Source organism: Streptomyces showdoensis, from assembly GCF_039535475.1.
Lineage (GTDB): Bacteria > Actinomycetota > Actinomycetes > Streptomycetales > Streptomycetaceae > Streptomyces > Streptomyces showdoensis.
The window spans coordinates 1-23,727 of the sequence record NZ_BAAAXG010000012.1; the positions used below are offsets into that span (position 1 = coordinate 1).

Annotated in this window: 20 protein-coding genes, 1 pseudogene and 1 riboswitch; of the genes and pseudogenes, 12 read left to right on the top strand and 9 right to left on the bottom strand. The window is 74.2% G+C overall.

What is annotated here, in order from left to right; genetic code table 11:
• Window positions 1-108 precede the first annotated feature (108 nt).
• Window positions 109-920, bottom strand: a pseudogene (locus tag ABD981_RS06665) (3-hydroxyacyl-CoA dehydrogenase family protein).
• 168 nt (window positions 921-1,088) lie between these two features.
• Here ABD981_RS06665 and ABD981_RS06670 point away from each other — a divergent pair.
• From ABD981_RS06670 to ABD981_RS06700, 7 genes are all read left to right on the top strand, one after another.
• The gene (locus ABD981_RS06670) at window positions 1,089-2,432 is read left to right on the top strand and encodes a vanadium-dependent haloperoxidase (RefSeq protein WP_345528322.1); all 1,344 of its coding nucleotides are present in this window, start codon (window positions 1,089-1,091) and stop codon (window positions 2,430-2,432) included.
• 11 nt (window positions 2,433-2,443) lie between these two features.
• Entirely contained in the window at window positions 2,444-2,959 is a 516-nt protein-coding gene (locus ABD981_RS06675; protein ID WP_046912107.1) for an HPP family protein, read from the top strand.
• A gap of 5 nt (window positions 2,960-2,964) precedes the next feature.
• Window positions 2,965-3,888 (top strand): sulfurtransferase, encoded by a 924-nt coding sequence (locus ABD981_RS06680; protein ID WP_046912120.1) that lies wholly within the window; start codon window positions 2,965-2,967, stop codon window positions 3,886-3,888.
• The gene (locus ABD981_RS06685) at window positions 3,881-4,312 is read left to right on the top strand and encodes a cupin domain-containing protein (RefSeq protein WP_205628325.1); all 432 of its coding nucleotides are present in this window, start codon (window positions 3,881-3,883) and stop codon (window positions 4,310-4,312) included. The genes ABD981_RS06680 and ABD981_RS06685 overlap by 8 nt, the downstream gene beginning before the upstream one ends.
• A gap of 422 nt (window positions 4,313-4,734) precedes the next feature.
• Entirely contained in the window at window positions 4,735-5,238 is a 504-nt protein-coding gene (locus tag ABD981_RS06690) for a cobalamin B12-binding domain-containing protein (protein ID WP_046912108.1), read from the top strand.
• The gene (locus tag ABD981_RS06695) at window positions 5,235-8,522 is read left to right on the top strand and encodes an FAD/NAD(P)-binding protein (protein WP_046912122.1); all 3,288 of its coding nucleotides are present in this window, start codon (window positions 5,235-5,237) and stop codon (window positions 8,520-8,522) included. The genes ABD981_RS06690 and ABD981_RS06695 overlap by 4 nt, the downstream gene beginning before the upstream one ends.
• Window positions 8,519-10,432, top strand: coding sequence for an acetate--CoA ligase (locus ABD981_RS06700; protein WP_123955222.1), 1,914 nt, complete (start codon window positions 8,519-8,521; stop codon window positions 10,430-10,432). Before ABD981_RS06695 ends, ABD981_RS06700 begins: the two co-directional genes overlap by 4 nt.
• A gap of 99 nt (window positions 10,433-10,531) precedes the next feature.
• Here ABD981_RS06700 and ABD981_RS06705 read toward each other — a convergent pair whose 3' ends face one another.
• Window positions 10,532-11,137 carry a TetR/AcrR family transcriptional regulator gene (locus tag ABD981_RS06705; RefSeq protein WP_046912109.1) on the bottom strand — a complete coding sequence of 202 codons (606 nt, stop codon included), beginning with the start codon at window positions 11,135-11,137 and terminating at the stop codon, window positions 10,532-10,534.
• A gap of 119 nt (window positions 11,138-11,256) precedes the next feature.
• On the opposite strand from ABD981_RS06705, the gene ABD981_RS06710 reads away from it, so the two are divergent.
• Complete coding sequence (locus ABD981_RS06710; protein WP_046912110.1) at window positions 11,257-12,156, top strand: NAD(P)-dependent oxidoreductase; 900 nt, start codon at window positions 11,257-11,259, stop codon at window positions 12,154-12,156.
• A gap of 201 nt (window positions 12,157-12,357) precedes the next feature.
• Here the strand turns inward: ABD981_RS06710 and ABD981_RS06715 are convergent, their stop codons facing one another.
• Entirely contained in the window at window positions 12,358-12,942 is a 585-nt protein-coding gene (locus ABD981_RS06715; RefSeq protein ID WP_046912111.1) for a TetR/AcrR family transcriptional regulator, read from the bottom strand.
• Window positions 12,943-13,083: 141 nt separating this feature from the next.
• Here ABD981_RS06715 and ABD981_RS06720 point away from each other — a divergent pair, with 141 nt between their 5' ends.
• A complete protein-coding gene (locus tag ABD981_RS06720) occupies window positions 13,084-13,632 on the top strand; it encodes a carboxymuconolactone decarboxylase family protein (protein WP_046912112.1) in 549 nt (182 codons plus the stop codon).
• Between the two features lie 150 nt (window positions 13,633-13,782).
• Window positions 13,783-14,796: a LysR family transcriptional regulator gene (locus tag ABD981_RS06725; protein ID WP_276205619.1), complete on the top strand. Its 1,014-nt coding sequence runs from the start codon at window positions 13,783-13,785 to the stop codon at window positions 14,794-14,796.
• A gap of 99 nt (window positions 14,797-14,895) precedes the next feature.
• Here ABD981_RS06725 and ABD981_RS06730 read toward each other — a convergent pair whose 3' ends face one another.
• The 4 genes from ABD981_RS06730 to ABD981_RS06745 all read right to left on the bottom strand — a co-directional run bounded on the left by ABD981_RS06730 (window position 14,896) and on the right by ABD981_RS06745 (window position 20,720).
• Entirely contained in the window at window positions 14,896-15,351 is a 456-nt protein-coding gene (locus ABD981_RS06730) for a tellurite resistance TerB family protein (protein WP_046912114.1), read from the bottom strand.
• A 176-nt stretch (window positions 15,352-15,527) separates the two neighbouring features.
• A complete protein-coding gene (locus ABD981_RS06735; protein ID WP_046912115.1) occupies window positions 15,528-16,973 on the bottom strand; it encodes a glyceraldehyde-3-phosphate dehydrogenase in 1,446 nt (481 codons plus the stop codon).
• A 163-nt stretch (window positions 16,974-17,136) separates the two neighbouring features.
• Window positions 17,137-19,470, bottom strand: a complete 2,334-nt coding sequence (gene metE, locus ABD981_RS06740) for a 5-methyltetrahydropteroyltriglutamate--homocysteine S-methyltransferase (RefSeq protein WP_046912116.1) — start codon at window positions 19,468-19,470, stop codon at window positions 17,137-17,139.
• Between the two features lie 163 nt (window positions 19,471-19,633).
• Window positions 19,634-19,862, bottom strand: a riboswitch (cobalamin riboswitch).
• 99 nt (window positions 19,863-19,961) lie between these two features.
• Window positions 19,962-20,720 carry a hypothetical protein gene (locus ABD981_RS06745; RefSeq protein WP_345528333.1) on the bottom strand — a complete coding sequence of 253 codons (759 nt, stop codon included), beginning with the start codon at window positions 20,718-20,720 and terminating at the stop codon, window positions 19,962-19,964.
• Between ABD981_RS06745 and ABD981_RS06750 the strand changes: the two genes are divergently transcribed.
• Both ABD981_RS06750 and ABD981_RS06755 read left to right on the top strand, forming a co-directional pair.
• Window positions 20,707-21,099, top strand: coding sequence for a hypothetical protein (locus ABD981_RS06750; protein ID WP_345528335.1), 393 nt, complete (start codon window positions 20,707-20,709; stop codon window positions 21,097-21,099). The genes ABD981_RS06745 and ABD981_RS06750 overlap by 14 nt on opposite strands.
• A gap of 86 nt (window positions 21,100-21,185) precedes the next feature.
• Window positions 21,186-22,052, top strand: a complete 867-nt coding sequence (locus tag ABD981_RS06755) for a DUF3592 domain-containing protein (protein WP_046912118.1) — start codon at window positions 21,186-21,188, stop codon at window positions 22,050-22,052.
• A gap of 22 nt (window positions 22,053-22,074) precedes the next feature.
• Here ABD981_RS06755 and ABD981_RS06760 read toward each other — a convergent pair whose 3' ends face one another.
• Window positions 22,075-22,698 (bottom strand): sigma-70 family RNA polymerase sigma factor, encoded by a 624-nt coding sequence (locus ABD981_RS06760; protein WP_345528650.1) that lies wholly within the window; start codon window positions 22,696-22,698, stop codon window positions 22,075-22,077.
• 123 nt (window positions 22,699-22,821) lie between these two features.
• Entirely contained in the window at window positions 22,822-23,637 is an 816-nt protein-coding gene (locus ABD981_RS06765; protein WP_046908088.1) for a hypothetical protein, read from the bottom strand.
• Window positions 23,638-23,727 lie beyond the last annotated feature (90 nt).

Genomic DNA, 23,727 nt, shown 5'->3' on the forward strand with positions numbered 1-23,727 from the left:
CCTCCGTTGTTGTTGTTGAGAGAGATCACTCACGTGTGATATGAGGGGCGATGGTGCGGGGGGCGGTCGGACCCCTGTGCGGACTCCGCACCGACCCCCCGAGCGGAATCAGTACGTGTAGAAGCCCTGCCCGCTCTTGCGCCCGATGTCACCCGCGTCCACCATCCGGCGCATCAGCTCCGGCGGGGCGAACTTCTCGTCCTGGGTCTCGGTGTAGATGTTGCTGGTGGCGTTGACGAGGATGTCGACGCCGGTGAGGTCGGTGGTGGTGAGCGGGCCCATCGCGTGCCCGAAGCCCAGCTTGCAGGCGATGTCGATGTCCTCGGCGGTGGCCACGCCGGACTCGTACAGCTTGGCGGCCTCGACGACCAGCGCCGAGATGAGGCGGGTGGTGACGAAGCCGGCGACGTCGCGGTTGACGACGATGCAGGTCTTGCCGACGGACTCGGCGAACTCCCGCGCGGTGGCGAGGGTGGCGTCGCTCGTCTTGTAGCCGCGGACGAGCTCGCAGAGCTGCATCATCGGGACCGGCGAGAGAAGTGGGTGCCGACCACGGACTCCGGGCGCTCCGTCACCGCGGCGATCTTGGTGATCGGGATGGCGGAGGTATTGGAGGCGAGCACGGCGCCGTCCTTGGCGACCTTGTCGAGGGCGCGGAAGATCTCGTGCTTGACCTCCAGCTTCTCGAACACCGCCTCGACCACGATGTCGGCGTCGGCGACGGCCTCCAGCTCGGTGGTGGCGGTGATCCGCCCGAGGGCGGCCTCGGCCTCGGCGGCGTCCAGCCTGCCCTTGGCGACGAAGCGGTCGTAGGAGGCCTTGACGGAGTCGGTGCCCCGGGTCAGCGCGGCGTCGGTGACGTCACGCAGGACGACGTCCCAGCCTGCCTGGGCCGAGACCTGCGCGATACCGGACCCCATGAGTCCGGCCCCGATGACGGCGAGCTTCCCGCCTCCGCCGCCGCGGCCGGCGCCTTCGCGCTCGCCTCGGGGACCAGTACGGCCTGGGCGGCGGCCCCCGTCGCACGGTTCGAGGCGGAGACCCGCACCGGCCGCAGGGCCCCCGGAGCCGCCGCCGAGCCCAGCGTCGTGGTGCGCTGGAACCAGGCCGCCATGGACGCGATCCTCGGCCGCTACCAGGCCGCCGGAAACCGCTTCGGCCCCGCCACCGTCAACGCCCGCGCCCTCGCGATCATCCACAACTGCATCTACGACGCCTGGTCCTGTTACGACCGCGTCGCCACCGGCACCCGCTTCGGCGGCTCGCTGCGCCGCCCCCGCGCCGAGCGCACCCTCGACAACAAGAACGAGGCCGTCAGCTACGCCGCCCACCTGGCCCTCCTCGACCTCTTCCCCGAGTACAAGGTCGCCATCGACTCGATGCTGCGCAGCCTCGGCTACGACCCGGCGCTCACCGACCCGCGCCGCAACAGCCCCGCGTGGATCGGCCGCCGCACCGCCCAGGCCGTCCTCGACTACCGGCACGCCGACGGCGCCAACCAGCTCGGCACCCCCGCATACACCGACACCACCGGCTACGTCCCGAAGAACCCGCCGCAGACCGCCGGCGCCTTCGACCCGTCGATCGTCGTCGCGCCCGAGCACTGGAGCCCGCTGATCGTCGGCGGCAAGACGCAGCGCTACCTCACCCCGCAGTTCGCCGTCATGAAGCCCTTCGCGCTCAGCCGCCCCGACCAGTTCACGGTCGCCGCGCCGCCCGCGTACCCCTCGGTCCGGATGACCGCCGCGATCGAGGAGCTCCTCGACATCAGCGCGAACCTGACGGACGAGCAGAAGTGCATAGCCGAGTTCTGGCTGAACGACGACGTCACCCCGCCCGGTGCCCAGCAGATGTGGGGCCGCTTCGTCTCCGCCCGCGACGGCCACGACGTCGACGAGGACGCCAAGCTGTTCTTCGGCCTCAACATGGCCGAGTGCGACGCCGCCATCGGCTCCTGGGCGGTCAAGGCACAGTACGACTTCGCGCGCCCCTCCACCCTCATCCCGTACGACCGCCGGGGCGAGCAGGTCCGCTCCTGGGGCGGCCCCGGTCAGGGCACCGTCACCATGAACGGCGTCGACTGGCAGGCCTACGTGGCCGTGCCGCCGTTCCCGGCCACCGTCTCCGGGCACAGCACCTTCTCCGGCGCCGCCGCCGAGTTCCTGCGCCGCTTCACCGGCACCGACGCCTTCGGCGACTCCTACCGATTCAAGGCCGGCGCCTCCACCGTCGAGCCCGGACTGACCCCGCGCACCGACACCGTCCTCACCTGGCCCACCTTCAGCGAGGCCGCCCGGCAGGCCGGCATCTCCCGGGTGTACGGCGGCATGCACTGGAGCTTCGACAACGAGCCCGGCATCGAGATGGGCCACCGGATCGGCAAGGTCGTCCACCGCCAGGCCCAGTGCTACTTCACCGGCACGCACCGCTGAGGAGACGAACGATGACCCAGACCCAGAACGCGACCCCGGCCCGGACGGGCAGCGGCGCCCCGCCCTTCCCGGGCGCCAAGGCCACCGTCCTCGGCACCCTCGTCACCGTCGTCTCGCTGCTCGTCCTCGTGGCGCTCGGCGAGGCCACCGGCCACCTCCTGATGATCGCGCCGCTCGCCGCCACCGCGATGATCATCTGCAGCACGCCCGCCCTGCCGCCCGCCCAGCCCCGGGGCGTCCTCCTCGGCCAGGTCGGCTCCGGCGTCCTCGGCCTGGCCGCCGTCGCCCTCTTCGGCCACTCGCTGTGGGTCGCGGCCGTCGCCGCCGGCCTCAGCGTCGGCCTGATGCTGCTGCTGCGCGCCATCCACGCCCCGGCCGCCGCCACCGCCGTCCTCGCCGTCCTCCAGGACCCGGCGCCGCTGCGCTTCCTCGTCCTGCTCACGGTCGGCAGCGTCCTGCTCGTCCTCGTCGGCCTGATCGCCTCCAAGGCCGGCGTGATCGCCAAATACCCGACGTACTGGTGGTGAACCCGATGACCCGAGACACCCTCCTCGTCAGCACCGAGGCGCTCCAGGACCACCTCCGGCAGCCCGCCGGCACCGTCCCCGGCCTCGTCCTGGTCGAGATCACCGACGGCGGCAACGACGGCGGCGGCCGCGAGGGCCGCATCCCCGGCGCCGTGCGCCTCGACTGGACCGGCGACCTCCAGGACCCGGTACGCCGCGACGTCATCGGCCCGGAGGCCTTCGCGGAGCTCCTCGGCCGGCACGGCATCGGCGCCGACGACACCGTCGTGTTCTACAGCGGCAACAACAACTGGTGGGCGGCGGCCGGCTACTGGCAGTTCCGCCTCTACGGCCACCGCGAGCTGCGGATCCTCGACGGCGGGCGGGCCCGCTGGGAGGCGATCGGCGGCGCCCTCACCCGCGAGGCGCCCGAACGGCCCGCCACCCGCTACCCCGTACCGGCAGGGGCGGACGAGTCCATCCGGGCCCGCCGCGAGGACGTGCTCGACCACATCGGCCGCCGCACCCTGCTCGACGTCCGCTCCCTGGAGGAGTACCTCGGGCAGAGCAACACCCCGCCCGGCGTCCCCGAGGACGTCGGCGTCCGCTGCGGCCACGCCCTCTCCGCCGAGCACCTGCCCTGGCACACCGCCATCCACCCCGACGGCACCTTCCGCGACGACGAGGAGCTGCGGGCCGCCTACGGGGCGCTGCCCGCCGACCGCGCCACCGTCGTCTACTGCCGGGTCGGCTGGCGCTCCGCCCACAGCTGGTTCGTCCTGCACGAGCTGCTCGGCCTGTCCGACGTGCGCAACTACGACGGCGCCTGGCGGGAGTTCGGCTCCCTCATCGGCGCGCCCATCGTCAACGGCCCGCAGCCCTGGGGCCCCGACGGCATCCCGTCCATCGTCGCCCAGCGCGCCCCCTCGGAGGTCACCGCCCGTGCCTGACGTCACCGTCTTCCGCGATGTCCTGCGCAACGGCTTCGACCAGACCGACCTGCCCTGGGTGCCGTGGACCGAACCCGGCCGCGAGGGCGTCGAGTTCGTCGTCCTCTGGGGCCCCGGCCACGCCGGCGAGGAGGACTCCGCGTCCCTCCTGCTCCGCTTCCCGCCGGGCGCCCACGGCGACTTCCACGAGCACCTGGGCCACGAGCTGATGCTGGTCCTCGACGGCACCCTCGACCACAGCGACGGGCGCCGCTTCCACCGCGGCGACCTCGTGATCGAGGAGCCGGGCACGCGCCACCAGATGTCCAGCGCGACCGGCTGCACCGTCCTCGCCGTCCGGGCCCGCCCGGCCTCGCCGCGCACGCCGCTGGCCGGCGAGATCACCACGGGCGTGGGCGCGGGCGCCCCCGCCGACGCGGCCTGACGAAGGGCCTGACGGAGGGCCCGACGGAGGGCCGGCGAAGGGGCTGGTCCTGCCGACCGACCGGGGGCCGGCACCTGGGCGCCCCGACCGCGGGGCTCCGGCCCCGGGGCCCCGAGCCCGAGGACCGGTCCAGGGGACCGGTCCCGGTCCGGTACCCGAGCCGCACGTTCGATCCCGGGGCCCGTCCGAGCGCCCGTTCCGGGGCCCGGCCGTCACGGCCGGGCTCGCCGGGGGCCTCCCGTACGCGCCCGTGCGACGCCGCGCGCCACGTCACCGCCCGTACGGCACGCACGACCCGTACGCCACCGCGCCACCCACCCCGCGCGCCGAGCGCCCTTTGCGCACCATCCGCGCGCCCCGAACCACAGCCACCACCCGCACCTCCCGCACCACCCCGCATCCGCACCGTCATTGGAGTCGCCATGCACCCCTCGTACAGTCCGGACAGCGACAGTCCGCGCAGGGTCCTGCTCACCACCGGATCGTCCGACGCGCACACGTGGAACCTCGTCCACCTCCAGCTCTTCCTGGAGGAGCACGGGCACTCCGTGCTCAACCTCGGACCGTGCGTGCCCGAGCGGCTGCTCGTCGACACCGCCCGGATGACCCACCCGGACCTCGTCGTCCTGTCCTCCGTCAACGGACACGGCCACCAGGACGGCCTGCGCGCCGCGCGGGCCCTACGCGCGGACAAGGGGACCCAGGGCATCCCCATGGTCATCGGCGGCCTCCTCGGCATCTCGCCCGAGGGCGCCGAACAGCGCACCGCCGAACTGCTCGACGCCGGCTACGACGAGGTGTACGCCGACGGCACCGCCCCCACCGCGCTGCTGAAGCGGCTCGCGGCAACCGGCGGGACCGACAGGGGAACCGGGGCCCCCACCGCCCGGCTGAGAGGCGCGTGTACCGGGCGGGCCGCGGCGTGACCCCTGCCGCGCAGCCCGATCTCGGCGCGTTCGTCCAGGAGGCCGCCCAGGCCGGAGAGCTCGTCGTCCAGCCCCGGATGGGCATGGTCGCCCCCGAGGACATGGCCGCCGGCGTCACCGCCGTCGCCGACCTCCCCGAGCGGACCGTGGCCACCCTGACCATCGACAGCTACACCCGCGTCGGCGACCACGCCGCCGCCACCGCCGCCCTGCGCACCGGTCATCCGCTCAACGGCTTCCCGCTGGTGAGCCACGGGCCCAGGACCACCGCCCGGGTCGCCGCCGCAGCAGGCCGCCGCACCCCGGTCCAGGTCCGGCACGGTTCCGCCGACCCGATGGCCATCTTCCGCACCATGACCGCCGCCGGACTCGCCGCGAGCGAGGGCGGCCCCGTCTCGTACTGCCTGCCCTACGGGCGCACCCCGCTCGCCGAATCCGTCGCCGCCTGGCGGGACTCCGTGCAGTTCCTCACCGAGGAGAGCCGGAACCAGGGCCGCCGCGCCCATCTGGAGTCCTTCGGCGGCTGCCTCCTCGGCCAGCTCTGCCCGCCGTCGCTGCTCGTCGCCGTCTCCGTCCTGGAGTGCCTGTTCTTCGCGCAGAACGGCGCCGCCAGCGTCTCCCTCTCGTACGCCCAGCAGACCCACGCCGCGCAGGACGCCGGCGCGCTCGCCGCGCTGCGGCTGCTCGCCGACGAGCTGCTGCCGCCCGCCGTGGACCGGCACATCGTGCTCTACACGTACATGGGCGTCTACCCGCGGACCGTGCCCGGCGCCCGGCTGCTGCTGCGCCGCAGCGCCGAACTGGCCGTACGCGGCGGGGCCCAGCGCCTGATCGTCAAGACCGAGACCGAGGCGCACCGCATCCCCACCGTCGAGGAGAACCTGACCGCGCTGAGGGTCGCCGCCGACGCGGCCCGCGCGGCCCGGGCCCGGCCGCACGCCCTCGGCCCGCCGGGCGGCGGCCCCGCCGGGGCGGACACGGAGGAGATCCTGGCCGAGGCGCGCGCCCTGGTCGGCGCCGTCCTGGCGCTCTCCGACGACATCGGCGTGGCGCTCCTGAAGGCCTTCGACCGGGGACTGCTCGACGTGCCGTTCTGTCTGCACCCGGACAACCGGGGCGAGGCCCGCTCGGCCGTCGCCGCGGACGGCCGGCTCCAGTGGACCGATCTGGGCGCGCTGCCGCTGCTCACCACCAGCCGGAGGACCACGCCGATGACCTCGCGCCAACTCTCCGGGATGCTCGGCCGGGTCGCCCGCGAGCACGACCTGGCGGCCGAGACCGACCCGCCCCCCGAGCCCGCGCCGCCGCCGGTGCAGCGCTGCCTCGCGGACCCGGTCCGCCCGCCGCTGCGGGTGGCCTTCGCGGGGATGGGACCGCGCGGCCTGTCCGTCCTGGAACGGCTCGCCGCCCACTGCGCCGCGCACCCTCCGGGGCGCCGGATCGAGGCGTACGCGATCGATCCGCACGAGGCGGGGGCGGGCAGGATCTGGCGCACGGACCAGTCGCCGTGGTTCCTGATGAACACCCCGGCGCAGGAGGTCACCATGTTCTCCGGCCCGGCCGACGCCGGCCCGCACCGGCCCGGCGCGGGGCCCAGCCTCGCCGAGTGGTGGGCGGAGGACGACCCGGAGCACGCGGAACCGGAGGGGTACGCGCCGCGCAGGGTCTACGGGCGCTACCTCGCGTACGTGATGGAGCGCGTCGAGGCGACCCTGCCGCCGTGCCTGACGGTGCACCGCGTACCGGCCCGGGTGATCTGCGCCGACCGCGTGCCGGGGGCCGAAGGGGCCGCAGGCGCCACAGGGGCCGAAGAGGCCGGTGGGGTCGCCGGGACCGGGGGCGGCGGGATCCATCGTCTGCGGCTCGACCGGGGCGACGTGCTCACCGTCGACCGGCTGGTGCTCACCACCGGCCACCCGGTCAACGAACCCGACGCGCAGCAGCGCGCGTGGCAGGAGTTCGCCCGCACCCACTCCACCCCCGCCCGGCCGGTCCGGTACGTGCCCGGCGGCTCCGCGAACGAGATGCCCCTCGCCGACATCCCGGCCGGCGCGAGCGTCGGCGTCATCGGCATGGGGCTGACCTTCTACGACGTGCTGGCCGAACTCACCCTGGGGCGCGGCGGCACCTTCACGGACGGCGGCGACGGGCTGGTGTACCTGCCGAGCGGCAAGGAGCCCCGGATCCTGGCCGGTTCGCGCGGCGGGGTGCCGCTGCTGACCCGGGGCGTCAACCAGAAGGACCCCCTGCACCGCTACCGCCCGGTGCTCTTCACCCCCGAGCGGATGGCCCGGCTGCGCGCCGGGCACGCGCCGCTCGACTTCGAGCGCTCCGTGCTGCCGTGGCTGCTCGCCGAGGTGAACACGGTGCTGCTCGCCACCCGGATCCGCCAGGTCCACGGGCCGGACGCGGCACGGGAGTTCACCGAGCGGGCGGAGGAGGCGCTGGCCCTCGCCCCCGAACTCCCGGTGCTCCAGCGGCTCGCCGCCGGATACCGGATCGACCCGCTGCCGCTGACCGGACTCGACGCGCTGGCCCGGCCGTTCGGCGAGCGCCGGTTCGGTTCGCCGGCCGAGTTCCACAAGGTGCTCACCGAGTGGCTGCGCGCCGACCTCGGCGACGCCCGGCTCGGCAACGCGGACGGCCCGATGAAGGCGGCCGCGGACGTCCTGCGGGACGTCCGCCAGACCATCCGCTCGGTGGTGGACTTCGGCGGGCTCACCCCGGACTCGCACCGCTGGTTCCTCACCACGTTCGGGCCGGTCGCCTCGCTCGTGTCGACCGGTCCGCCGCAGCTGCGGTCCGAGCAGTTCCTGGCGCTGCTGGCGGCCGGGGTGCTCGAACCGGTCGGCCCGGGCGCCCGGTTCGGGACCGATCCCGTCGAGGGCCGCTTCACGGTCGAGTCGGCGCGGGTGGAGAACTCCTGGACGCCCCTCGACGTCCTGATCGACGCCCGCGTCCCCGGCACGGACCTGACCGCGGACCGCGACCCGCTGATCCGCGGCCTGCTGGCCGACGGGCGGGTGCGGCCCTTCGTCAACGCGACGGAGCGGCACGAGGGCGACGGCGCGGAGTTCGCGACGGGCGGCATGGACTGCACGGACGCGCCCTTCCACCCGGTCGGCGCGGACGGCGAGCCGGACCGGGCCACCCATGTGCTCGGCATCCCCAGCGAGCACACCCGCTGGTTCACCCAGGTGGGCAGCGGGCGTCCGGGCCCCTGGGGCTCCTTCACCAAGGACGCCGACGCGATCGCCTCGGCGCTGATGGGAGCGGCGGAATGAGCACCACCGGGAGCGGCGCGACGGCCACCACCACGGGGGGCGGTGGAACGGCCACCCCTGGGAGCGGTGGAACGGCCACCCCTGGGAGCGGTGGAACGGCCACCCCTGGGAGCGGCGGGACGGCCGCCCCCGGGAGCGGCGGGACGCCCGACGGTGCCCGGCACGGCGCCGCCCACGCCGAGCACCGCGCGACGGCCGCGCACGAGGAGTACCGGGCCGCCCGGGACCTGCTGCTGCGGCTGCGCGGCGACCGCGAGACGGCCTCGGCCGCCTTCCGGTGGCCGCGCGCCCGGCACTTCAACTGGGCCCTGGAGTGGTTCGACGTGGTCGCCGAGGGGAACGAGCGGACCGCCCTGGAGATCCTCGGCCGCCCGGCGCCGGACGGCACGGTGCCGGTGGCCGACCGGGTCACCTTCGCCGAACTCGCCGCCCGCTCCGACGAGGTGGCGGTGACCCTGGCCGAGGCGGGGGTGGTGCGCGGCGACCGGGTGCTGATCCTGCTCGGCACCCGTACGGAGCTGTGGGAGACCCTGCTCGGCTGCATCAAGCTCGGCGCGGTCGTCGTCCCCGGCTACCAGGACCTCACCCGCGACGAGGCCGCCGACCGGATCGCCCGGGGCGGCATCCGGCACGTCGTCTGCGCACCGGAACTCGTCTACCTGCTGGGCGAGTTGCCGGTGCCCGGCCTGCGGATGGCGCCGGGGACGGCGGGGCTGCCCGGCTGGACCCCGTACCCCGAGACCCGCGACACCGCCCGGCGCCGTCCCTTCCTTCCGGCCGGCCCGACCCGCTCGGCCGACCCGTCCTTCTGCTACTTCACCTCCGGCACCACCTCGCTGCCGAAACTCGTCGAGCACTCCCACGCCGGGTACGGCGTCGGCCACCTCTCCAGCCTCTACTGGAGCGGGCTGCGCCCGGGCGACCGGCACCTCAACCTGTCGGCGCCCGGCTGGGCCAAGCACTCCTGGTCCAGCTTCTTCGTCCCCTGGACGGCCGGCGCCACCGTCGTCGCGCCCCCCGACGGCGGCCTCCCGCCGTCCGTGCTGCCCGGCGTCCTCGCCACCCAGCGGATCAGCAGCCTCTGCGCCCCGCCGAGCGCCTGGCGGGCGATGCTCCCGTACGTGGCGGAGGGCCGGGGCGCGCCCCGGCTGCGGGAGGCGACGGCGGCGGGGGAACCGCTGACGGCGGAGGTCACGGACCGGATCGAGGCGGCCTGGGGGGTGCGGGTCAGGGACGGCTACGGCCAGACGGAGGCCACCGCCCTCATCGGCCGCGCCCCCGACACCCCGCCCCCGCTCTCCCCGCTCGGCCACCCGCTGCCGGGCTACCGCATCGTGCTCCGCGACCCGGAGACCGGTCTCGCGGGGGACGCGGGGGAGGTGTGCGTGGACCTGACGGAGCGCCCGCCGGGCCTGATGCGCGGGTACGTGGACCGGACCGCGGACGCCGACGCCGCGGGAGCACCCGGCACCGGGGGAGCGCCCGGCGCCGACGACCGTACGGCGGCCGTCTTCGCGGACGGGCTCTACCGCACCGGCGACCGGGGCGAGCGCTGCGCCGACGGGTCGATCCGGCTGCTCGGGCGGATGGACGAGGTGTTCAAGTCGTACGGGCACCGGGTCTCCCCGATGGAGATCGAGGCCGTCCTGCGCGCGCACCCGGCGGTGGCCGACGCGGCCGTGATCCCCTGCCGGGACGCGTACGGCGGCCTCGCCCCGTACGCGGTGGTCGAGACCCGCAACGCGTACCAGCCCGAGCTCCTGGAGCGGGAGTTGATCGCCCTGGCGGCGAAGCGCCTCGCCCCGGTCTTCGTGCCGCAGGGCGTGGACGTGGTCCCGAGCCTGCCCCGCACCCGCTCGGGCAAGGTGCGGCGGGGCGCGCTGCGGCCGGGCGGCGGTGTCGTCGCCTAGGCGGTGTCCCCGCACCTCGTCCCCGGGGCCGGACCGGGCCCACGGCAGCCGTCACGCCCGCATCACTCCTGATGCGGGCGTGACGCGTGAGGGCGGCGCTCAGGCCCGGCCCGCTCCGGAAGACAGGGCCTGGACCTCGGACGCGCGGACGAGGAGGGCGAGTTGGCGCCCGGCCACGTGGAGGGGCTCCTCGCTGCGGGCCACCTGGGCGGTGACCTCCGCGCCCTCCAGCGCCGAGATCACGACGCTCGCCAGTTCCCGGGCGCTCTCGGGGGAGAAGCCGCCGCGCAGCAGCTTGTCGTGGACCAGCTGCTGCCAGTCGCGCAGGGCGTCGCCGCACGCCCGCTGGATCTCCGAGTCGGTGCCCAGCGTCTCCAGGGCCGCCGCGGTGACGGGGCAGCCGTCGATCCAGCCCGAGTCCCGCAGCTCGTCCGCGAGCCGCCGGGTGCAGGCCACGATCGCCTCCGCCGGCTCCTCCTCGCTGTCCAGCGCCGTCCGCAGGAGGCTCCCGAACTCCTCGCTGCTGTGCCTGATCGCGGCGACGGCGACGGTCTCCTTCCCGCCCGGGAAGAAGTGGTAGACGGAGCCGAGGGTGGCCTGGGCCTCCTGGGCGATCTGCTTGATTCCCGTGCCGACGTAGCCCTGGCGCTGCAGGAGTCGCGCGGCGGCGACGACGATCCGGTCCCGTGTGCTGCTGGTCTGCATGCGCCCACCCTATCCGGCGACTAAGTAGAGCGCTCGTTCTAGAGCTGTGCTACGTTCTCACCACGCGCTAAATAGAGCGCTCGTTTTAGTCCTTGTGTGAGTGAAGAGCGGAGACCGTCATGCCCAGCACCACCCCTCGCACCACCCCGCGCCGGTCCGTCACCGTCATCGGCCTCGGCCCCATGGGGCAGGCCATGGCCGGCTCCTTCCTGGACCGCGGTTACGACGTCACGGTCTGGAACCGCACCGCGTCCCGCGCGGACGCCCTGGTCGCCCGCGGGGCGACGCTCGCGGCGGACGTCAGGGGGGCCCTCGACGCCAACGAGCTGGTGATCCTGAGCCTCACGGACTACGGCGCCGTGTACGCCACGCTCGGAGCCGCCGAGAGCGCCCTGTCCGGCCGGGTCCTGGTGAACCTCAGCTCCGACACCCCCGAGAAGGCCCGGGCCGCCGCCCGCTGGGCGGCCGAGCGGGGCGCCGTCCAGCTGACCGGCGGAGTGACCGTGCCCCCCTCCGGCATCGGCCGGGCCGAGTCGTCGACCTTCTACAGCGGGCCCCTGCACGTCTTCGAGGAGCACCGGCCCGCCCTGGAGGTCATCACCGGCCGGGCCGACCACCGGGGCGAGGACCCGGGGCTCGCCGCGCTCATGTACCAGATCGGCATGACCATGTTCTGGACCTCGATGCTGAGCTACTGGCAGGCCGTCGCCCTCGCCGACGCCAACGGCCTGAAGGCGGCGGACATCCTGCCGCACGCCGTGGAGACCGCGAACTCGCTCCCCGGCTTCCTCGCCTTCTACGCCGAGCGCCTCGACGGCGCGCGGCACGACGGCGACGTGGACCGGCTCGCCATGGGGACGGCCAGTGTCGAGCACGTCCTGCACACCCACGGGGACGCGGGCGTCGACACGACGCTGCCGGCCGCGGTGGTCGAGCTGTTCCGGCGCGGCATGGACGCCGGGCACGCGGCGGACAGCTTCTCCTCCCTCGTGGAGCTGATGAAGAAGGCCGCGGCCTGACGGGCCGCCGTCGGCCGCGTCGAGGCGGGGTGCGGCCCGCCCCGGCGGTGGGTGGCCTTCACGGGGCCGTCGCCGCCCCCCGACGGTGGGCGGCCTTCGCGGGCCCGTCGCCGCCGGGGCGCCGACCGGCCGGGGCGGCGTCCCGGGCCGGGGTCCCGGGCACCGTCAGGCCGGGTCCCGGATCGGCGTCCCCGGCGGCCGTCAGGCCGGGTCCCCGGCCGGCTCCCGGTCCGCCGTGCGCAGCAGGACCGTGGCGACGGCGCGGGCGCGGACCGCGGCCTCGGTGGTGCCCTCGCGCAGGGCGGTGACGATGGCGCCGTCGCCGAGCAGGGCGAGCTGGCGGGCGAGGGCCTCGTGCTCGCGGTAGCCGCCCTCGGCGAGCAGCCCGTCGAGGCGGGCGATGACCTTCTCCTTGTGCTCGGCGGCCACGTGGTGGGCCGGGCTCTCGGGGTCGGCCGTCTCGACCATCGTGTTGATGAAGGCGCAGCCGCGGAAGTCGGCCGAGGCGAAGCGCTCGGCGAGTCCGTCGAAGAGGGCGAGCGGCAGTTCCTGCGGCTCGCGTCCGCTCGCCTCGATCCGGCCGTCGAGCCAGGCCCGCCACATGCCGTCGCGCCGCCGCAGCACCTCGACGACCACGTCGTCCTTGCTGGGGAAGTGGCGGTAGAAGGAGGCGCGGCCCACCCCTGATTCGGACAGGATCCGCTCGATGCCGACGGCCCTGATGCCCTCCTCGTAGAAGAGCCGCTCCGCCGCGCTGAGGAGCCGTTCTTTCGCGTTCGTGGCCATACCAGACGGTACCACTCGGTTCCGTCACGGCGGGATCCCCGTAGCGGATCGAGCGCCTCCCGTTGCGCAAGACGGAACCGATCAGTACCGTCAGGATGGTACCGATCGGTTCCGTCCTGCGTTCGGCTCAAGGAGAGCTCCATGCCCCGCCTGCCCCAACTGACCGTCGACACCGCCAACGAGGAGCAGCGCGAGCTGCTCGAAGGCACCCTCAAGCAGCTCGGCAAGCTGCCCAACCTCTACGCCGCCCTCGCCAACGGCCCGGCCGCCCTGCGCGGTTACCTCGCCCTGCGCGAGTCCCTGGTCGGCGGGAGCTTCAGCGCCCGGCAGCGCGAGCAGCTGGCGCTCTACATCGCCCAGCGCAACGACTGCACCTACTGCGTCTCCGCGCACACCCTGCGCGGCGGCAAGGTCGGCCTGTCCGAGCAGGAGCTGCTCGCCACCCGCCGCGGCACCGACGCCGGCGACCCGCACATGGACCAGGTGCTGCGGATCACCGGCGCGATCATCGAGAGCGGCGGCCGGGTGAGCGACGCCGCCCTCGCCGACGCCCGCGCCGCCGGTGTCACCGACGCCGAACTGGCCGAAATCGTCGGACATGTGGCGCTCAACGTGCTGTCCAACTTCTTCAATCACGTTGCGCAACCGGACTTGGACTTTCCGTTGGTCCCGGCCCAGCTCGCCGAGTAGAGTCCTTCGCGGCCGACCAGGGGTGCCGGCGCGCGAACGGCGTGCCGGCACCCCTGTGGTGTGACAGACCGACTGGGGCGATCGAACGGGTGGCGTGACCTGCCATCCGAGTGCCAGCTGCCGCCGGGGGGCGGCAAGGGGGTTATTCACGTGGACATCGACGCAAGAACCCTTCGTACCTTCCGTGAGGTGACCCTGACCGGGTCCTTCACTCAGGCGGCCCGCCGCCTCGGGTACTCGCAGTCCAGCGTCACGGCGCAGATGCGCGCACTGGAACGGCAGGTGGGCGAGCCCGTCTTCGAACGGCTCCCCAACGGCGTGCGGCTCACCCGGGCCGGCACCGTCCTGACCGAGTACGCGCGCCAGATCCTCACCCTCGTCGGCGAGATGGAGACGGCCCTGCGCCGCCCCGCCGCCAACCCGCCCCGGATGACCGTCGGCATCGTCCCCGCCCTCGCGTACGGGCAGCAGCTCGCCCGGGTCACCCACATCGGCCGCCGGCTGCTCTCCGGCGTCCAGCTGGCCCTGCGGGTCATGGGCACCGCCGAGATCCACGACGCCTTCCGCGCCGGATCGATCGACGGCGCCCTGGTGCTCACCGTCGTCGAGTCCGACGACCCCACCGCCCTGCCGGCCGGTCTGCCCGACCAGCCGCGTGCCGAGCGCCCCGACGACTTCACCGAAGTGCGCCTCCAGGAGGTCGAGTTCGTGCCCGTCACCGGCGTCTCCCGGGCCCGGGGCCGCGCCTCGGCCGGCCGCCAGGTGGTCATCGCGGACCCCGACTGTCCCTCGCAGCGCTGGCTGCCCGAATTCCTCCGGCTCCGCTCCGACGGGCCGCCCGAGATCCACGAACTCGGCTCCATGGCGGGCGTCCGCGCCGCCGCCCAGTCCGGGCTCGGCTGCGCGATGCTGCCCATGGCGCTCGCCGCCTCCCCGCGCGAGGCCACCGGACTGCGCCCGCTGCCCGGCGTCCCCCGGATGCGGTGGAACGCCTCGCTCGTCTCCGCCCGCGCCGACGACCGTCCGGCGCTCGACTGGGAGAACCTCACCGAGACGCTCCGTCAGGCCACCGCGCTCGCCTGCGCGGTCTACCCGGACCGCCGAGAGGACCCGGCCGTGCTCCCCGCCCTCGACCCGGGCGTCGCGGGCCGTCCCACCCCCTGAACGGGTGCCACGGCACACCGCACCCTCCCCGGACCCACACCCCCGACCGGGCCCAGAGGGCTGCGGTGCGCCGTGGCACCTCTCCCGTCGCGCCCCGCGCTACAGGTCGAACTCGTGCGGCGGCAGGTCGAGCGCGAAGCAGGCCTCGCGGACCACGGCCTGCTCGGTCTTGTCGAAGTCGCCGTCGGCGCCGCCGATGACGATGCCGATCTGCACGACCGCGCGGGCCTCGGCCGGCTTCTTCTTCGCCTTGGCGATCTCCTGGAGCACGCTGACCTTGCCGAAGTCGAAGTCGGCGGCCAGCTTGTCGAGGTTGGCGTCGAAGCGGCGCTGCAGATCGGTCGCGTCGAAGTTCTGCAGCACCTCGTTCGTGGCGATGAGCTGGGCGACGCGGCGGCGCTCGGACGGGTCGATCGACCCGTCCGCGGCGGCGACCAGGGCGCACATCGCCATGCTCGCGTCGCGGAAGGCGCCGCTCTTGAGGTCGTTCTTCTTCGCGACCAGCTGGGTCTGCATCGTCGATGCGGACTCCTTGATGCGGTCCCACAGGGCCATGTGAAAGCACTCCAGACGTCGGTTGTTTCTACTGGCTTGTAGAACGTACCAGCGGAGCCGGAGGTTCCCGTCCGCTCCCGTGAACGCCGAACGGCGGTGGGGCCTTGGCCCCACCGCCGTTCATGCCGTGCAGTGTCCTGCGGTCCCGCGGTCCCGCGGTCCTGCGGTTCTCCGGGTCAGACCGCCGGAGCCGGGAAGGTCGGGTACTCGACGCCCGAGACGTGCTGGACGACCCGGATGACCTGGCAGGAGTAGCCGAACTCGTTGTCGTACCACAGGTACAGGATCGCGTTGTCGCCGTCGACCTTGGTCGCGCCGGCGTCCACGATCGACGCGTGGCGCGAGCCCACGAAGTCCATCGAGACGGCGTCGGGGGCCGTGGTGAAGTCGATCTGGCGCTTCAGCGGCGAGTGCAGCGAGACGTCGCGGAGGTACTCCAGGACCTCCTCGCGGGTGGTCTCGCGGCCCAGGCGCAGGCTGAGGATGGCGATCGAGACGTCCGGGACGGGGACGCGGATCGAGCTGCCGGTGATCGGGGCCTTCAGCTCCGGCAGCGCCTTGGCGACGGCCGAGGCGGCACCGGTCTCGGTGATCACCATGTTGAGCGGCGCGGAACGCCCGCGACGGTCGGCCTTGTGGTAGTTGTCCAGCAGGTTCTGGTCGTTCGTGAACGAGTGGACGGTCTCCACGTGACCGCGCAGCACGCCGTACTCGTCGTCCATGGCCTTCAGCGGCGGGACGATGGCGTTGGTGGTGCAGGACGCGCAGGACAGGATCTGCTCGTCCGGCTTGATCGTGTCGTGGTTGACCCCGTGCACGATGTTCGGGACGTCGCCCTTGCCCGGAGCCGTCAGCACGACCTTGTCGATGCCGGGGCGCAGGTGCTTGGACAGGCCCTCGCGGTCGCGCCACTTGCCGGTGTTGTCGATGAGGATGGCGTTCTCGATGCCGTACGCCGTGTAGTCGACCTCGGAGGGGTCGTTGGCGTAGATCACGCGGATCGAGTTGCCGTTGGCGACGATGGTGCTGTTCGCCTCGTCGACGGTGATGGTGCCCTGGAACTGGCCGTGGATCGAGTCCCGGCGCAGCAGCGAGGCGCGCTTCACCAGATCCTGGTCGCCGCCGCCGCGGACGACGATGGCGCGGAGGCGCAGACCGTTGCCGGAGCCGGCCTTCTCGATGAGCAGGCGGGCCACCAGGCGACCGATGCGGCCGAAGCCGTACAGGACGACGTCACGGCCGTCACCGCGCGCGATCTTGTTGGCGCCGATGGCGCCCGCGACGGCGTCGGCGGTGAAGTCCGCCACCGACAGGCCGCGGTCGTCGGCCTTGTACTCGGCGGCCAGCATGCCGATGTCGATCTGGGACGGGCCCAGGTCGAGGGTGGTCAGCGCCTCAAGGAACGGCATCGTCTCGGTGACCGAGAGCTCCTCGCCGTCGATCTGGCGGGCGAACCGGTGGGTCTTGAGAATGCTCACCACCGACTTGTTCACCAGGGAGCGGCTGTGCAGGAGGACGGTGACGTCCTGCTCCCGGTGCAGCCTCCCGATGATCGGGATCATGGACTCCGCGATCTCCTCGCGGTTCTTCCAGTTTGTGAACGAGTCCTCGTTGACAGTCACAGAAAGCATCTCTCGATCGAGCTAGGCAGTGCTCATATGCTAACCCGACGGTCCTCCGGTCCTTCAAGGGGTCCCCGGGGAGGCGGTCGTCACGTCCCCGGGAACCCTTCACCCCTGTCGCCTCACGGCACCGTGGTCACGGCGCCGCCGTGACGGCGCCCCCTCACCGCGCCGCCGCTCCCTCCCCCCGCGCCGCCAGCTCCGCCCGGACGGTGCGCGCCGCGGCCACCAGGTTCTCCAGCGCCGCCCGCGTCTCCGGCCAGGTGCGCGTCTTCAGGCCGCAGTCCGGGTTGACCCACAGCCGGTCGGCGGGGATCGCCGCGAGCCCCGTCCGCAGCAGCTCGGCCGCCTCTTCCGGGCCCGGCACCCGGGGGGAGTGGATGTCGTACACCCCGGGACCCGCCTCGCGCGGGTAGCCGTGGCCGGCCAGCTCGCGCGCCACCTGCATGTGCGAACGGGCCGCCTCCAGGCTGATCACGTCCGCGTCCAGCTCGTCGATGGCGCCGATGACGTCACCGAACTCGGCGTAGCACATGTGGGTGTGGATCTGGGTGTCCGGCCGCACCCCGCTCGTCGCGAGCCGGAACGCCTCCGTCGCCCACGCCAGGTACTCCGCCCGCCCCGCCGCGCGCAGCGGCAGCGTCTCCCGCAGCGCCGGCTCGTCCACCTGCACGACCGAGGTCCCCGCCGCCTCCAGGTCGCCGACCTCGTCCCGCAGCGCGAGCGCCACCTGCCGGGCCGTCTCCGCGAGCGGCTGGTCGTCCCGGACGAACGACCAGGCCAGCATCGTCACCGGCCCCGTCAGCATCCCCTTCACCGGCCGCGAGGTCAGCGACTGCGCGTACGCCGTCCAGCGCACCGTCATCGGCGCCGGCCGCGACACGTCCCCGGCCAGCACCGGCGGCCGGACGTACCGCGTGCCGTACGACTGCACCCAGCCGTGCCGAGTCGCGAGATAGCCGTCCAGCCGCTCGGCGAAGTACTGCACCATGTCGTTGCGCTCGGGCTCCCCGTGCACCAGGACGTCCAGGCCCGCCTTCTCCTGGAACGCCACCACCTCCCGCACCTCCGCCTCGATCCGCCCCTCGTACGCGGCCGCGTCGATCCGCCCCGCGCGCAGGTCGGCCCGGGCCGAGCGCAGCTCCGTCGTCTGCGGGAAGGAACCGATCGTGGTCGTCGGCAGCAGCGGCAGCCGCAGCTGCGCCCGCTGGGCGGCGGCCCGCTCGATGTACGGCTGCGCCCGGCGGGCGTCCTCCTCGGTGACCGCCGCCGTCCGCGCCCGCACCGCCGGGTCGCGGGTCAGCGCGGAGGCGGTACGGGAGGCCAGCGCGGCCCGGTTCGCGGCGAGCCGGGCGGTGACCGCGCCGGGCCCCTCGGCGAGCCCCCGGGCCAGCGTCGCGACCTCCTCCGACTTCTGCCGGGCGAACGCCAGCCAGCGCGCGACCTGCGGATCGACCTCCCGCTCGGCCGCCGCGTCCAGCGGCACGTGGAGCAGCGAGCAGGAGGCGGCCACGTCGACCCGGCCGGCCAGCCCGAGCAGGGTCGCCAGGGTGGCCAGCGAGCGCTCCAGGTCGTTGATCCACACGTTGCGGCCGTCCACGACGCCGGCGACGAGCCGCTTGCCCGGCAGCCCGCCGACGGCCGCCAGGTCCGCCAGGTTCGCCGCGGCCGGACCGGTGAAGTCCAGGGCGAGGCCCTCGACCGGCGCCTTCGCCAGGACCGGCAGCGCCTCGCCCAGCCGGTCGAAGTACGAGGCGACGAGCAGCTTCGGCCGGTCGGCGAGCGCACCCAGGTCGCGGTACGCGCGGGCGGCGGCGTTCAGCTCGGCCGGGGTGCGGTCCTGCACCAGGGCCGGCTCGTCCAGCTGCACCCACTCCGCGCCCGCCGCCCGCAGGTCGGCCAGCACCTCCGCGTACACCGGCAGCAGCCGGTCCAGCAGGGTCAGCGGTACGAAGTCGGTGGGGGCGTCCGCGGCCGGCTTGGCCAGCAGCAGGAACGTCACCGGCCCGACGAGCACCGGCCGGGCCGTGAGGCCCAGCGACAGCGCCTCGGCCAGCTCGCCGACCTGCTTGCGGGAGTCGGCGGAGAACACGGTGTCGGGGCCCAGCTCCGGCACCAAATAGTGGTAGTTGGTGTCGAACCACTTGGTCATCTCCAGCGGGGCCACGTCCCGCGTCCCGCGCGCCATGGCGAAGTAGCCGTCGAGCGGGTCGGCGGCGACGGCGGCACGGTGCCGGGCGGGCACGGCACCCACCATCACGCTGGTGTCCAGGACGTGGTCGTAGTACGAGAAGTCGCCGGTCGGCACCTCGCGGACGCCGTCCCCGACGAGCTGCCGCCAGGCCGCGCGGCGCAGCCCGGCCGCCGTCAGCCGCAGCTGATCCGCCGTCACCCGGCCCTGCCAGTAGCCCTCGACGGCCTTCTTGAGCTCCCGGTCCGGGCCCTGGCGCGGGTACCCGTACACGGTGGTGGTCGTCGTGGTGGTCGTGCTGGTCACGGAACTCTCCTTCGCGAGTCGTGTGGGGGGACCCCGGATGGACCCGCGAGGGCGCGCACGCACGAAGGAGGCAAGCAAGAGGCAGGGGACACCGCGTGGAAGAACGCCGTGCCCGTCCTGTCGCCGACCCGCCCTCGAGGTCACCGGAATCTCCGCGCGCGGTCGTCACGCACGGGCAGTGGCAGGTCTTCGGACTCGCGAGCACGTCTCGTCGGACGAGACACCTACTGGCCGTCGCTTCCCGGACCGTACGGTCCAGTGCTGTTGACGGCGGTCGTTCCCACTCACCGCTGCGGGGCAGTCCCGGATTCCCACCGGGTTCCCTCTTGCGACGCATCCCGCCTGGCGGACGGGGCGAACCAGCTGCAACGGCCACCCTACGCGCAGCACATGGCGGACGTGCAAGGTTTCCGGGCGACGACCTGGTGACGGGGTGCGCGGGGGTCGGCTTGGTCCGGCCTCGGGGCCGGCCGATGTGGCGCGGCGGACGCCTACCGGTCGCCGCCCGGGCCCGACACAATCCCCGTATGACGATCACGCCGGTCACCACGAGCGCGCCGCCGACGCGCCGTAGCCCCCTCGACTTCGTCCGCGGGTTCCTGACCGGCGCCGTGATCGGGAGTTCGCTCGCCGCCCTCGTCGTCGGCGTCGTCGTCGAGAGGGTCCCGCTGTTCGTCGCGGGGCTCGTCGTGCCCGTGGTCTACGGGCTGCTGATCCTCCTCGCCGGGGCACCGAAGCGCGCCCGCGAGGCGGCCGTCGTCCCCCGTACCGCCCTCGCGATGATCGAGGAACGGCGCGCCACCGGCGGGGACACGAGCGACGTGCCCGTCCGCTTCGACCTCACCGTCGCACCGGACGACGGACCCGCCTACCGCGTCGTGTTCGTCCAGGACGTCAACCTCGTCGACCTGCCCGACTACCGGCCGGGCGGCATCCTGGTGGTCCGGTACCCGCCGGACCGGCCCTGGCAGGTGAAGATCGTGAAGCGGCCGACCCCGGAGTGGGAGGACCGCGCGGCCACGGCCCGCATCGACTCGGCGCCCGGGCCGGCCCTGGCCGCCGCACCCCCGGAGACCAGCGCCGTCGGCTGCGTCACGCTCCTCGCCCTGCTGCTCGCCGCCGCCGCCGTGGTCTTCCTCTTCCGCGCCGAACTCTTCGGCCCGGACCCGGCCGAGCGGCCCCCCCGCGCCCGCCGGCCCCACCGCCTCCGCCACCTCCTCCACCACCGTCGTCTCGGTGGGCTCCGGCACGGTCTCCCTCGGCCCCGGCCAGTCGATGCTCGACGAGGGCGCCCTGCGCCGGGCCGTCGACGGGCTCACCGGGGGCGAGGAGAAGCGCCGGGCGCTCACCGTCGTCGTCCAGGACCGGCAGCTGACCGTCGTGTTCGCCCCCACGGGTTCGCAGGCCCTCGGCTTCGACCCGGGCGCGCTGCCGTATTCCCGCGTCCCCGCCCTCGTCCGGGAGGCCAGGACCACCCTCGGCGTCCGCGCCCCGCAGACCTGGCAGCTCACCGCCGAGCGCCTGACCGGCGCCCTCACCCTGCGGATCGGCGTGACCGGCGCCGACGGCGCCGCCGTGCTGGAGGCGGACGGCGACGGCACGGTGGTGCGGCGGATCCCGGCGCACTGAAGCGATACGCCGAAGAGGCGCGGACGAGACATCGACGAGACGCCGACGAGACGCCGACGAGGCATGCGGTACCGAAGGGAGCACGGATGGGCTGGCACGGTTATCTGGCGTTGTGGTGCGCGGTGTTCGGCACGGTGGCGCTGGTCGGGTACGGGCGGTCGCTCGCCGGGGTGACCGGCGCCCAACGGGCGGTCCGGGTCACCGGCCGGATCGAGCGGGTCACCGAGCCGCGGCACGGCAGCTCCGGCCGCGAGGGGATAGCGGTCGTCGTCACCTTCCGGGACCCCGCCACGGGGGAGGAGTTCACCGTCACCAACGACGGCGAACGCGGCGATCTGATCCGCGCCGCCTGGCTGGGGCGTGAGGTCGGCATCCGCTACCCCCCGGGCCGGCCGCACGCCTTCCGGTTCGTCAGCGACCTCGAGGACGGCCGGCGCGGACTCGGCTGGCCGAACTTCGCGGCCTTCCTGGTCTACGCGGGCCTGGTCGTCGTCGCCGTGGTCGACTGGGGCTGGCCGTGGGCCCTGCTCGGCTTCGGCGTGCCCTGGACCCTGCTGGGCGTCGCCTACGCGCCCGGGTCCCTGCGCGTCACGCGCGAGCGCGCCGCCGCACTGGCCTCCGTGGCCCCCGTCCCCGGCCGGGTGATCGCCGTGCTCGAGGACGTCACCGTCGACGAGGACGGCGACACCCTCACCCACCGCCGGCCGGTCGTCTCCTTCACCACGCACGAGGGCACGGCCGTCATCGCGTACTGCCCCGACGGGCTGAGGGACCCCGCCAGGGCGTTCGGACGCGAACTCACCGTCCACTACCGGCCCGACGACCCGGCGGTCTTCACCCCGGACCTCGCGAGCGAACACCGCTCCCGCAGGCTCGACTTCGGCTGCAGCGTCGTGGCCGTCCTGGCGGGAGTGGCGGCGCTCGTGGTGGGCGGTGTCGCGCTCGCGTCCTGAAGCGGGCCGGAGCGACGTCCTGTCAGGCGGCGGCCAGTGCGGGCCTGTCGGCTGTTGTTTCTTCGGTGTTGAGGAGTGTGAGGAGGGCGGCGCGGGCGCGGGCGACGCGGGAGCGGATGGTGCCGACGGGGCAGCCGATGGCTTGGGCGGCTTCGGCGTAGGGCAGGCCGAGGAGCTGGGTGAGGACGAAGGCGTCGCGGCGTTCGTCGGGGATGGTGTCGAGGAGTTCGGTCAGGGCGATGCCGTCCTCGAAGCCGGGCAGGTCGCGGGGCTGGGCGTGTTCGGCGGCGGTCTGCCAGTCGTCGTGGTCGCACAGGCGGGGGCGGGCGGCGGCGTGGCGGAGGCTGTCGACGACGGTGCGGCGGGCTATGGACAGGAGCCAGGTGCGGGCGGAGGAGCGGCCCTGGAAGCGGGGGAGGGCGGCGAGGGCTCTGAGGAAGACCTCCTGGGTGAGGTCGTCGGCGGCCTGGCGGTCGGCGCTGAGGTAGGCGACGTAGCGCCAGACGTCGCGGTGCAGGGCGCGGACGAACTGGTCGGCCTTGGCGGGGTCGCCGTCACGGGCGGCCAGGGCCAGCAGGGTGGTGGCCGCGTCGGATTCGGGGGAGTGGTGGGGGCTGTGTGCCGGGTGGATGCGGGCAGGTGTCATCGCCACGGGTCCTCGGGTCCTTGAGAGGGAGGCAGGAAGGGGGTACGGCCGGCACCAGGGCGCGGCCGGGGCCCGAGCGGCGGCCGCGGGGCGGCCGGCGGGCTCGGGGGACCGGCTGTCGGATCAGACGACAGCGACTGCCTGGGGAGGACCCCGGGAGACCAGGGAATGCGCGAGGTGGAGCCGCCGCGGCACACGCGCGTCACCCGGACGCACCGGACGCACACGCGGCCGGCCCACCACGACCGGCACCACGGCCAGCAGCAGCGACAACGGCCGGAACAACCCCGCCGGCAACGCCCGCAACAACCGGAACGCCCCCCGCTCCCCGTACGCCAGCCACACACCGCTCAACAGCGCGGCCAGCACGTGCGCCGCGAGCATGCCGAAGGACGAGGAGAGCGAGAAGTCCGTCAGGTCGGCGGCATGCGCCAGGGAGGAGACCATGGACGCCATGTCATGGGCGTCGGACGCGACCGGGAGGTGGGCCATGGCCACATGACCCGCGTCGCCCACCTGGACGACGTCGACGCCGAGGCCGGGCAGGTGCGCCATGTCGGCGGGACCCATGTCGGCGGGACCCATGTCCGGGGCCCCCATGGCCGGATGCGCCATGTGCGCCGAGGACAGGGTGCCGGAGGCGGCGGACACGGAGCCGCCCCCGCTTCCCGTACCGGCACCCGACCCCGACCCCGCACCCATGCCGGTGTGCGCGGCGCCGCCGCCCGACTGGGCCCAGGAGAACACCGAGTGCAGCACCGTCTGGACCGCCACGGCAGCCGCCGTCACGGCGAACAGGCCGCGCTCGCGGGCGGCCGTCGCCCAGGCCGCCGCCGCGGTCGCCGCGAAGGCCGCGCCCAGCACCCAACCGGCCACGGGACGGCCCGACATGAGGATGTGGCCGGTGGCGGCGAGCAGCACGCAGACGGCCGCGAACAACGCGGCCCGTACCCCTCGCGCTAATCGGCCCGGTCTCATGGCGTGCCCATCCTTGCACCCCTCCCCGTCGACCCGCCCGCCCCCTCGTCG

What these genes read in the sequence shown, in the direction of transcription:
- ABD981_RS06700 (WP_123955222.1), top strand. Translation starts at nt 8,519, where the DNA reads ATGAGCACCACCGGGAGCGGCGCGACGGCCACCACCACGGGGGGCGGT.
- ABD981_RS06720 (WP_046912112.1), top strand. Translation starts at nt 13,084, where the DNA reads ATGCCCCGCCTGCCCCAACTGACCGTCGACACCGCCAACGAGGAGCAG.
- ABD981_RS06675 (WP_046912107.1), top strand. Translation starts at nt 2,444, where the DNA reads ATGACCCAGACCCAGAACGCGACCCCGGCCCGGACGGGCAGCGGCGCC.
- ABD981_RS06690 (WP_046912108.1), top strand. Translation starts at nt 4,735, where the DNA reads ATGCACCCCTCGTACAGTCCGGACAGCGACAGTCCGCGCAGGGTCCTG.
- ABD981_RS06680 (WP_046912120.1), top strand. Translation starts at nt 2,965, where the DNA reads ATGACCCGAGACACCCTCCTCGTCAGCACCGAGGCGCTCCAGGACCAC.
- ABD981_RS06705 (WP_046912109.1), bottom strand. Translation starts at nt 11,137, where the DNA reads ATGCAGACCAGCAGCACACGGGACCGGATCGTCGTCGCCGCCGCGCGA.
- ABD981_RS06710 (WP_046912110.1), top strand. Translation starts at nt 11,257, where the DNA reads ATGCCCAGCACCACCCCTCGCACCACCCCGCGCCGGTCCGTCACCGTC.
- ABD981_RS06730 (WP_046912114.1), bottom strand. Translation starts at nt 15,351, where the DNA reads ATGGCCCTGTGGGACCGCATCAAGGAGTCCGCATCGACGATGCAGACC.
- ABD981_RS06760 (WP_345528650.1), bottom strand. Translation starts at nt 22,698, where the DNA reads ATGACACCTGCCCGCATCCACCCGGCACACAGCCCCCACCACTCCCCC.
- ABD981_RS06715 (WP_046912111.1), bottom strand. Translation starts at nt 12,942, where the DNA reads ATGGCCACGAACGCGAAAGAACGGCTCCTCAGCGCGGCGGAGCGGCTC.
- ABD981_RS06755 (WP_046912118.1), top strand. Translation starts at nt 21,186, where the DNA reads ATGGGCTGGCACGGTTATCTGGCGTTGTGGTGCGCGGTGTTCGGCACG.